At 56.7% G+C, this 9388-nt stretch carries 8 protein-coding genes and 1 pseudogene; 4 read left to right on the top strand and 5 right to left on the bottom strand.

What is annotated here, in order from left to right:
* On the bottom strand, nt 1-360 hold a 360-nt coding region (locus tag R6X40_RS31255), incomplete at its 3' end, for a DUF2231 domain-containing protein (protein ID WP_318419056.1).
* A 774-nt stretch (nt 361-1134) separates the two neighbouring features.
* Between R6X40_RS31255 and R6X40_RS31250 the strand changes: the two are divergent.
* A pseudogene (locus tag R6X40_RS31250) lies at nt 1135-1254 on the top strand (aldehyde dehydrogenase family protein); the annotation flags it as partial.
* A 150-nt stretch (nt 1255-1404) separates the two neighbouring features.
* Here the strand turns inward: R6X40_RS31250 and R6X40_RS31245 are convergent.
* A complete protein-coding gene (locus tag R6X40_RS31245) occupies nt 1405-3921 on the bottom strand; it encodes a CoA transferase (RefSeq protein ID WP_318419054.1) in 2517 nt (838 codons plus the stop codon).
* A 22-nt stretch (nt 3922-3943) separates the two neighbouring features.
* The gene (locus R6X40_RS31240) at nt 3944-5638 is read right to left on the bottom strand and encodes a GMC family oxidoreductase (protein WP_318419053.1); all 1695 of its coding nucleotides are present in this window, start codon (nt 5636-5638) and stop codon (nt 3944-3946) included.
* Between the two features lie 152 nt (nt 5639-5790).
* Here R6X40_RS31240 and R6X40_RS31235 point away from each other — a divergent pair, with 152 nt between their 5' ends.
* Nucleotides 5791-6753, top strand: coding sequence for a LysR family transcriptional regulator (locus R6X40_RS31235; protein ID WP_318419051.1), 963 nt, complete (start codon nt 5791-5793; stop codon nt 6751-6753).
* A 35-nt stretch (nt 6754-6788) separates the two neighbouring features.
* On the opposite strand, the gene R6X40_RS31230 is transcribed toward R6X40_RS31235, so the two are convergent.
* On the bottom strand, nt 6789-7052 hold the full coding sequence (locus R6X40_RS31230) for a hypothetical protein (RefSeq protein ID WP_318419050.1): 264 nt from the start codon (nt 7050-7052) through the stop codon (nt 6789-6791).
* Nucleotides 7053-7259: 207 nt separating this feature from the next.
* A complete protein-coding gene (locus tag R6X40_RS31225; RefSeq protein ID WP_318419048.1) occupies nt 7260-7826 on the bottom strand; it encodes a TetR/AcrR family transcriptional regulator in 567 nt (188 codons plus the stop codon).
* Between the two features lie 208 nt (nt 7827-8034).
* On the opposite strand from R6X40_RS31225, the gene R6X40_RS31220 reads away from it, so the two are divergent.
* Nucleotides 8035-8754, top strand: a complete 720-nt coding sequence (locus tag R6X40_RS31220; protein WP_318419047.1) for a glutathione S-transferase family protein — start codon at nt 8035-8037, stop codon at nt 8752-8754.
* Nucleotides 8751-9269, top strand: coding sequence for a peroxiredoxin-like family protein (locus tag R6X40_RS31215; RefSeq protein ID WP_318419045.1), 519 nt, complete (start codon nt 8751-8753; stop codon nt 9267-9269). The genes R6X40_RS31220 and R6X40_RS31215 overlap by 4 nt, the downstream gene beginning before the upstream one ends.
* The last annotated feature ends 119 nt before the right edge of the window (nt 9270-9388 follow it).

Raw genomic sequence — 9388 nt, 5'->3', positions numbered from 1 at the left:
GGTCGCGGCAGAGAGCGCAAGGCCGGTTGGGACCACAGCCGTCCATCCATCGCCCGCATGGACCAAGCTGTTGACGAAAGCCAGAACAAGGGAGGTCACGAAGCCCAGGATCTCAGCAAATGACGGACGAAGCGGCCGGGTTGCGGGGCGCAGAACGTCGACGACGGCGGCAAGGATGGCAATCGCACCACCGACGAGCCCGGCAAACAAAAGCCAGGACGTGAAATTCTGCCACATGAGATTATTGGTCTGCCAGAAGGCAATATCGCTCGCCAGCGCGAGTGTAAATCCAACAAAAAGCAACGGTACAAAAACCCGTTGGAGAGGATAACCAAGGCGATAAGTCTGCGAGGTTTGCATGGTAAGTCCTGCGCGTCTGACATCTACCCGGATCTACGGATGGGAAGCCGTTTTGTTCCAAGACGGCACCTCAATTTCCCCAAATTGCGGCAAAATACGCGGCGTGCATACCAACCTCGGAAACCTTTTGCTGACGCGTCGTCACAGGCCTCCAAATCAAAATCTCAGTGAATAAAAATCTGACACGTCAGAGCGCCCCCTTTATAATGCCACTCATTCTACAAGGATTTCTCAGCAAGAACTTGCAAATTCCTGCTGAGTAACTCGGGGATTCAAGGGATGCGTGCAATCACCTTGATCTCAAAGTCGAAGCCGGCGAGATTGCGCAAAAGAACTAAAGAGTAAGAGACTAATGTTGAAGCAGGTTCCGACTAGAATCGCGACAGGAGATTGCCCTGTGACACGTGGAATGGTTATCGGCATAGTGATAGGCGCCGCTATAGGAACGGCCCTACTCGACAACGTGGCGACCGGGATCGCAGTGGGTATTGCTGTCGCAGTGGGCTGCGGCTACTATTTTATCAGGAAACCTTGAGGCCAAGTCACTAAATCGCTCTTAAGAAATGATTGCCAGTCGCACAAAATTGCGGCACACTTCCTTCTGCAATGGACGAACTCTCGCCTCAATGCGCCTTCGGGCGCTTTTTTTGTTTGCAATTTCTATATAGGCGCGCTTGGGATATTTCTTTACAGGCTCCCACCATCCTTGAAGTAGCCAGGGTATTGAATTTCTTCCGTCGAGATCGTCGTCCCCTTTGTTGAAGCTCGTTGACATTGGAACCATTCGGCGGCGTCAAGCAGTCGGGCATGGGGCGTGAAGGGTCCAAATATGGTATCGAAGGCTTCCTTGAACTGAAATATGTCGCACTTTCCGGATGTGACCGTTTGGGGTGAAGCTCTGCCGGCGCGCAATTGCGCCGGCAATACGAGCACGCCGAAAAATTCTATATGGAGAAGTGCTGGCGGCAACCGCTGCCCTTGCCGAACACTGTCGGCGTCGGCTGCGGTGACTGTAGCCTCTCTGAGTTTGAGGACACGAATAGGTCAGCTTGGAAGGTATTCCCGGCTCCACGAAACACTAGCGGTTCCCGAAGCGATCATTTTTTCGATCTCGTCATCTCGGTAGCCAAGCTCCGACAACACCCGCGTCGTCGATGCTCCGTATTTCTCCGCCGGAGGCGGAGAGGCAACTTTTGCAAAGCGTGGGCGAACGGCGAAGGGATCGAGTTGGGTGACGGTGCGGCCACTGGGGTGATCGGGAAATATCGAGAACGCATAGCTGCCTCGTTCTGTGCCGGGCGTGCCATCAGCCACCCTCGCACCTCGGCTCCGAATGCTCCCGAGGTTCTCGCAGAGCGATGCACCAATGTCGGCGACGATGAGGCGTCTTTGCCAGGTCTCGGCGGATGCGGTGGCGAAAGTACGCGCGAGATAGGCCGCGCGGTCTAGTGACGGCATTGAAGGCAAATCTTCCAATCCCTCGATCACCGCGAACCGCGGCAGGTCCGCTTCGGATGCAGCTAGCAAAATTGCACCCCCATCGGCCGTTTCGTAAACTCTCGAAAGCGCATCGAACCCCATCGTCTCACGGCCCGCAGGCTCGTTGAACGGCTGGCGGCCCGCATAGTCGTAGCAGAACGGTATCTGCGCTAGACCCGTCAACGCCGATAGCGAGGTTCGCGGCCTGCCGACAACACCAGTCGTCGATTTCTGGTAGAGCGCTGCCGCCGTTACAAGGGCGGCGCCGAACCCGCACATGACATCAATCGTGCCGACATGGGCATGCTCTTCCGGCGTCTTCATCGAGCCGCCGAACCGCAACATGATGCCTGTCGCCGCCTGAACCAGATCGTCATAGCCAAGGTAGTTGGTGCGCGGCCCCTTGCGCCCTCCTCCGAAACAATCGAGCTGGCAGAAGATCGCTTGCGGGTTGATTGCTTTCAGGCCTTCAACATCCATACCCATCGCGTTGACCTGACGATCGGTAGCGTTCCAGATGATGATGTCGACGGATTGCACCAGCTTTTCGAAGGCAAGCCTGCCGTCTGGCGAACCGATGTTCAGCAGTGCCGACTGCTTGCCGCGCATATGCGACATGCCGAAGATCACCGTGTTCCAGCAATCATAGAGCGGTTTTGCCGGATCGATCTTGATGACCTCGGCGCCGAAGCGGGCGAGGTAGGCAGCGGAGTGCGGCCCGGCGATGACGTTGCAGAGATCGAGCACCTTGATCCCGTCCAGCCAACCGAGGTACGGGTCGGAGCCAGGCGTCGGCCGTTGAGGCGTCTTTGTTGTTCGTAATCTGGCCAATGCGTCTGCAACGCTTCCCCAGGCGCGTGGTGCCGGAGAAAGCATCGCTTCGGCGCTCTCCTGTAACCAGGCCATCGGTCCCGGCTGAATCATGCGGCCGAGGACGGGGTCTTCAACCTCGATCATCAGACCGGCCGCCTTTGCATGGTCGTCGGCGATCCACTCCTGTAGCCATCGTTGCGGCGCACCGGGGAACAGCCCCTCGCCAAACACACGCTCCCATTCCGCTGCTGTCTTCGTCAGGAAGACATCTTTCATCCGGCTTGCGATCTTGTCAGCCCAGAATTTCGGCAGCGGATAGACCCCGAGTGAGACGTCGGACGACCATTCTGAAACGGGAAGATAGGTGTCCTCCTCCTCACGAAGGCCTTCGGCGACCAGGTCGTCATAGATGCCGAGCGCCTGCAGGCAGCGTTTGGCGTGATTCTTGTGGCTCGGGCAGACGACGTAGAACATCCGGCCGTCGCTGCACTGGAAACTGCGATAGAACGGATCGAGAAATTCCTGCAGGTCGTCATAGGACATGTCCATCGGTAGATCCTCGGCGCGGCGGCGCTCGATTTCCTGTTCGCGCTGGGTCTGGTAGCGCATCGGATAATCGTCGATCTTGATCGAGTTGTAGGACAGACCCTCCATCACCGCGGCAGCAAGCGGCACCTCGATATGATCACCATGCCCCGTTCGCTGACGCGATTGCAGGGCAAGCACCGCTGCAGATGCAGCCAGCATGGTTCCATAGGCGGAGGCAAGCGGCAGCGGCGAGAAGGAAGGGTTGATGCCCATCAGCACACGGTTCAGGCCCATATCGGTGAAGACGCCGGACGAGGCCGCAATCACCGTCTCGAAGGCGCGCCAATCGCGGCGCAACTGATCGTTCGAGGCGAAGCCGGGTATCGAGACGCTGATCAGTTCAGGCCGCGTCGTGCGCAATGCCTCGAAGTCGATGCCGAGCCGGGCGAGTACACCGGGCCTGAAGTTCTCGACGACGATGTCGGCCTCTGCAGCCAGCGCTTTCGCCTCGGCGAGACCCGTCTCCGTTTTCAGGTCGATCGTAACGATCAGCTTGTTGCGGTTGAGGATGGCATTGGCTGGGTTGTCCCACAGCGGCCCCGAGGGTGGGTCGATATGCACGACCGTTGCGCCGAGATCGCCAAGGATCATAGCCACAGCGGGGCCGGCAATATACTGGCCGAAATCGACGACCCGAACGCCGGACAGGGGCAAGGCCGCAGGTGCTATGGATGTCGTCATGTGTTCCTCCGAACTTTTTATTTTAGGCGTTCAGTTTCGCGTCGCCAATGATCCAGCGGGCCGCCTTTTCGGCAATCATCATCGTCGGCGCGCTGGTATTGCCGCTGGTGATGGTCGGCATCACGCTGGCATCGACGACCCTGAGGCCATCGATACCCCGCACCCGCAGCCGGCTGTCGACCACTGCTACCTCGTCGCCATCGCGACCCATTCTTGCGGTTCCGACCGGATGAAAGATGGTATTTGCGATATCGCCGGCAAGTTTGGCCAGTTCGCCATCGGTCTGGAACTCAATGCCGGGTTTCCACTCGATCGGCTGATACTTGGAAAGGGCCGGCTGGCTGACGATCGTCCTGATCTGGCGGATACTCTCGGCCGCGATCCTGCGATCCTCATCTGTGCTCAGGTAGTTCGGCGCAATCACAGGGGCTTCGCCACGGCAATTGCGCCGAACCCGCACGCTGCCTCGACTGGTTGGATTTAGATTGCAAACGCTGGCCGTGAATGCCGGGACGGCGTGGAGAGGTTCGCCAAACGCATCCAAGCTGAGCGGCTGGACGTGATATTCGAGATTGGCATGGGCTTGGCCCGGGTCGGAGCGCGTGAAGGCACCGAGTTGTGAAGGCGACATGCTCATTGGGCCACTGCGCTTCAGCGCGTATTCCAAGCCGATCTTCGCCTTGCCCAACAGGCTGTTGGCCAGTGTATTCAGTGTCCTCGCGTCCTTGACCTTGAACACCGCACGGATTTGCAAATGGTCATGCAGGTTGTGGCCAACGCCAGGCAGGTCGTGTTCGACGCCGATGTCGGCCGCCTTGAGCGTTGCCACCGGACCGATACCCGAGAGTTGCAGGATCTGCGGTGTGCCGATGGCACCTGCCGAAAGGATGACTTCGCGCTTGGCCCGAACCGAGACGCGCTGGTTCCGGCGATAGAGCGAAAGACCAATGCACCGCTTGCGCCCATCCTGTCCCGTTTCGACGATCAGCTTGTCGACTTCCGCCTCCGTCCAGATCGTCAGGTTGCGGCGGCTCTGGACGGGTCGCAAAAAGGCCTTCGACGTATTCCAGCGCCATCCGGCTTTCTGGTTGACCTCGAAATAGCCGACGCCTTCGTTGTCGCCGCTGTTGAAATCGGGAGAGCGCGGAACGCCCGCCTGCACTGCGGCGTCGGAGAAAGACTCGAGAATGTCCCATTTGAGGCGTTGCTTTTCAATCCGCCATTCACCGCCATGGCCATGCATATCGGAGAAGCGGCTGTTGTCGCCAGTGGCCGGATCGGCACCGCAATCCAGGCGGTAATGATCCTCGTGCGCCATGAAATCCGGCAGGGAATTTTTCCAGGACCATTCGCTGTCGCCCGTTTGTGCCGCCCAGCTATCATAGTCGCGGGACTGGCCGCGCATGTAAATCATGCCGTTGATCGACGAACAGCCACCAAGTGTCTTGCCCCGGGGATAGCGAAGTGAACGTCCATTGAGACCGGCCTCAGGCTCGGTGCTATAGAGCCAGTCTGTGCGCGGATTGCCGATGCAATAGAGATAGCCGACAGGAATATGAATCCAGGGGTAATTGTCCTTCCGGCCAGCTTCGATCAATAGCACGCGTTTTTCCGGATCGCGGCTCAGTCGGTTGGCAAGCACGCATCCAGCTGAACCTGCTCCGACAATGATGTAGTCGAAGAATTCGATATCTGTATTCGGGCCGCTCGTTCTCATGCCCGCGCCCTTACAAAGCTGAACAGAGATGCTCTCATGTTATAAGCCAGGAAATATTCGATGGACATAACGATCCTCCCACAGCCATATAAACGTGGTCTATTTCCAGAATCCAATGACAAATACGATGAGCTATTATAAAGGAATTTTATATGGCTGATCATTTGGACTTCAAACTGCTGCGCGCGTTTGTGACGGTTGCCCGAGAAGGCAATGTCACCCGCGCCGCTGAACTCCTGCACCTCACTCAACCTGCCATCAGCTTCCAGCTCAAGCGCCTCTCTGAAAACGTCGGGCTGACGCTGTTTAGGAGGACAGCGAGCGGGCTTGAACTGACGCGGGACGGCGCATTGCTCGCCACCAAAGGAGAGCAGGTCCTCGCTTCGGCCACGGAGTTCAGCCAGACCGCCCGCCACCTGACGCGACAACCACGTGGCAAGCTCAGGATCGGCACGATCATCGATCCGGAATTCACGCGCCTTGGCGCATTCCTGCAGGCTTTGGTCGAAAGCGGCCCTGGAATTGAGACAGAACTTCGCCAAGGCATGAGTGGCGAGGTGGCAAGCGGCTTGAAACGTAACGAACTCGACGTCGGTTTTTTTCTGGGTGACCTCGATGATTACGGGTCGAGCACACAAGTCGTTGATCCGGCATCCGACGCCCAGTTCTTTATCCGGCCGCTTTCGCGCCTGACCTACCGCGTGGTCGCGCCTCCGGCATTTGCCGGCCTGGTTGCCGGCCGCGATTGGAACGAACTTGCGGGACTTCCCTGGATCGGTACGCCGCCGGCGTCGGTTCATCACCGGTTGCTGGCACGCACACTCGGCGCCCTCAATCTCAAACAGAATATCGTCGCTCTCGTCGATCAAGAAACATCGATGCTGGCCATGGTACGCACCGGCCTCGGCCTCAGCCTGTGCAGGGAATCCATAGCGCTTAACGAACGGCAGACGAACGGTCTTATTATAGCCGATCGGGTCAAGCTTGAGACGACATTGGGCTTTGCGTGCCTACTCCCGAAGCGTTCCGAGCCGAACGTCGTACTCGCCTTCGAGATGATGAAACGCATCTGGCGAAGGGACAGTAATTCATTGTCAAATGGTTTTAAAGAATAAGAAAAGGGGCGCTGATAGCACCCCTTCGTTAAGTCTTACATATGGCCCATGCTCTTCTTGGCATTGTCCATGTGCATCTTGCAGTCGTCCATTTTGTTGGCCTTCATGGAATCCTTGGCCATCATCATTTCCTTAGACGCCATTTCCTTCTTTTCCATCATGGCAGGATCGGTCATCGCATCCATATCCGCCTGCATTTTCATCATCGACGCATCGTCGCACTTCATCGCGTCCATGGCATAGACGGGCGCGGCACAGAGCGATGCGAGCACGGCAACTGCGAGTACAGGTTTCAGCATTTTGTTTCCTCGTATGCGAGAGCAAAAACACTCCCGTAAGGAAACGTAGTCGATGGAAATAATGTTCAGCCGTCTCAATGCTTGTGCGACGGCGTTGCTACAAATGTTTGCGTGATGAGAAAATAGTTTCGGAAGGTTCGCTACACGATTGTTTGCGGGCAGAGAAGGGTTCAGATCGGGAAGCCATGATTTTGCCTGAAGAGCTGCTCAACGTGGCCACGACGCTAAAGCGACCTTAACGACACTCTCAAGGACCCTGCGATCGTTCAGTGATTTGTGCAGCACGCCCAGGCCTTTAACGATTGCACAGAAAAAATCCGCCAGTGCCCTGACATCCGTATGGGACTGTATTTGTCCCGCCTGTCGCGCGCGCAGGAACGCACTTTCAAATTCGCCGCGCATTGCTTCCAAACCATTTCTGATCACGACTGAGATATTAGCATCTCCTAGTTCAAGACAACTGTTTGTCATCAGGCAACCGGGCGGGCGGTCTGGTTGGTGCATGCGCTCGACGATCGAGGTCAACATGAAGTGCAAGCCGACAAATACATCAGGATTTTGCAGGTGCCGCAGCAGCGTTTCGCTCTCCGTGCGGCGGTAACGGTCAAGAACCTCGAGAAACAGAGCAATCTTGCCACCGAATGCATTGTAGAGACTGCCGCGTCCAAGGCCGGTCGCCTGTTCCAAATCCTGGATCGACGTCGCCTCATAACCCTTGCGCCAGAAAACCTGGACTGCAGCATCGAGAACGACCTGCCTGTCAAATTGCTTCATCCCAACCATATCAGACGTTAGCACATTGATGTGATCGTCACCATCCTTGACCGTTCGTTACAAAATAAGGCACGGTAAGGATGCGGTTGCAGGTCGGATTCTGTGCCTAAAGGTTGAGCAGCAGAACCCATTTTATCGAAAGCGACACGCAACGAACGCTCTCGATGCGGCTTACGACAACTTTCCCCTCCATCATAGAAGGTCCGTCATGATCAAACTCTATTATCACCCGTCGCCAAATCCTGCGAAGGTGGCACTCTTTCTGGAAGAGGCCGGACTTGAATATGAAGTCGTGCCCGTCGACACCAGAAAGGGTGAACAGTTCGATCCGGCATTCCTCGTCATAAATCCAAACGCGAAAACTCCCGCACTGACCGATGGTGACGTCAATGTGTTCGACAGCAACGCGATTCTTCTTTATCTCGCGGAGAAGACCGGAATGTTCCTTTCTGATCAGGCTCCGGGCTCACGCGCTTCTCTATTATCATGGCTAATGTTCGTCGCCTCCGGGATCGGACCTTTCTCAGGACAGGCCGTCCATTTCAAGCACTTTGCGCCTGAACCGAAGGATTATGCCGTTAACCGGTACATGTACGAGGCTAACCGGCATTGGACCTTGATCGATACTCAGCTTGCCAAGGGGCAGTATATGCTCGGCAGCACATACACTATCGTCGATATGGCCGTGTGGGGCTGGGCGCGTGTTCTGCAGTTTCTGTTTGGTCCAGACATCTGGGAAAAACTGCCGAACGTGAAGCGGTTGCTGGACGAGATCAACGCCCGCCCGGCTGCGGCGCGTGCAGAAGCCCTAGCGAGCAAACACAGCTTCAAGAAGGAGATGGACGCCGAGGCACGCGATCACATGTTCCCACAAAACCGAAGCCTAGCGTCGATTGACCCGAACGAAGCAACGGAGACACCGAAATGAGCGGTGAAAAGCTGATGGCGGGAACAAGCTTCCCAAAATTGTCCTGGCCAACTGTGAATGGCGGCGCGCTTAATCTTACCGAAATAGAGGGTTGGCGGTTGCTTGTTGTCTATCGCGGCCAGCACTGCCCGATATGCCGACGCTACCTCACCACGCTGAACGGCCTGGCGAGCGATTTTGGTGGCGCTGGCATCAAGGTCTTTGCAGTGTCTGCGGACACGAAAGCCAAGGCAGAAACGGAGGCCCAGGAGGAAGGTTGGACTTTCCCTGTTGGCTTCGACCTGATGCCGGACCAGATGAACGCGCTCGGCCTTTACGTCTCGAACCCGAGGTCGGTTGAGGAAACCGATCGGCCGTTTTCGGAGCCGGGACTATTCGTCATCAACCCAGATGGCAAGGTGCAGGTTATTGACGTTTCCAACGCGCCGTTTGCCAGACCTGATCTGAGCCAGCTTCTGGGCGGTTTGAAGTTCGTTATCGGCAATGACTATCCGATAAGAGGAATGGCTGGCTGAACCAGGAGTGCCACTCGCGAACCATCGTCCCTTGTCTGTTGGCGAAACGACGGTCAAAAGCTGTGTCGGCCCGATAGTGCTTTGACGTTTCAAGGGCACACACTGCGCCCTTGAAACGC

The sequence above is a fragment of the Rhizobium sp. PL01 genome, assembly GCF_033447125.1.
Taxonomy (GTDB): Bacteria; Pseudomonadota; Alphaproteobacteria; order Rhizobiales; family Rhizobiaceae; genus Pararhizobium.
Note: the sequence above shows the minus strand (reverse complement) of the source record. Positions and strands in the feature narration are given on the sequence as shown.

Coding starts and splice junctions, on each gene's coding strand:
- R6X40_RS31245 (WP_318419054.1), bottom strand. CDS start 3,921: ATGACGACATCCATAGCACCTGCGGCCTTGCCCCTGTCCGGCGTTCGG.
- R6X40_RS31215 (WP_318419045.1), top strand. CDS start 8,751: ATGAGCGGTGAAAAGCTGATGGCGGGAACAAGCTTCCCAAAATTGTCC.
- R6X40_RS31225 (WP_318419048.1), bottom strand. CDS start 7,826: ATGAAGCAATTTGACAGGCAGGTCGTTCTCGATGCTGCAGTCCAGGTT.
- R6X40_RS31220 (WP_318419047.1), top strand. CDS start 8,035: ATGATCAAACTCTATTATCACCCGTCGCCAAATCCTGCGAAGGTGGCA.
- R6X40_RS31240 (WP_318419053.1), bottom strand. CDS start 5,638: ATGAGAACGAGCGGCCCGAATACAGATATCGAATTCTTCGACTACATC.
- R6X40_RS31235 (WP_318419051.1), top strand. CDS start 5,791: ATGGCTGATCATTTGGACTTCAAACTGCTGCGCGCGTTTGTGACGGTT.
- R6X40_RS31230 (WP_318419050.1), bottom strand. CDS start 7,052: ATGCTGAAACCTGTACTCGCAGTTGCCGTGCTCGCATCGCTCTGTGCC.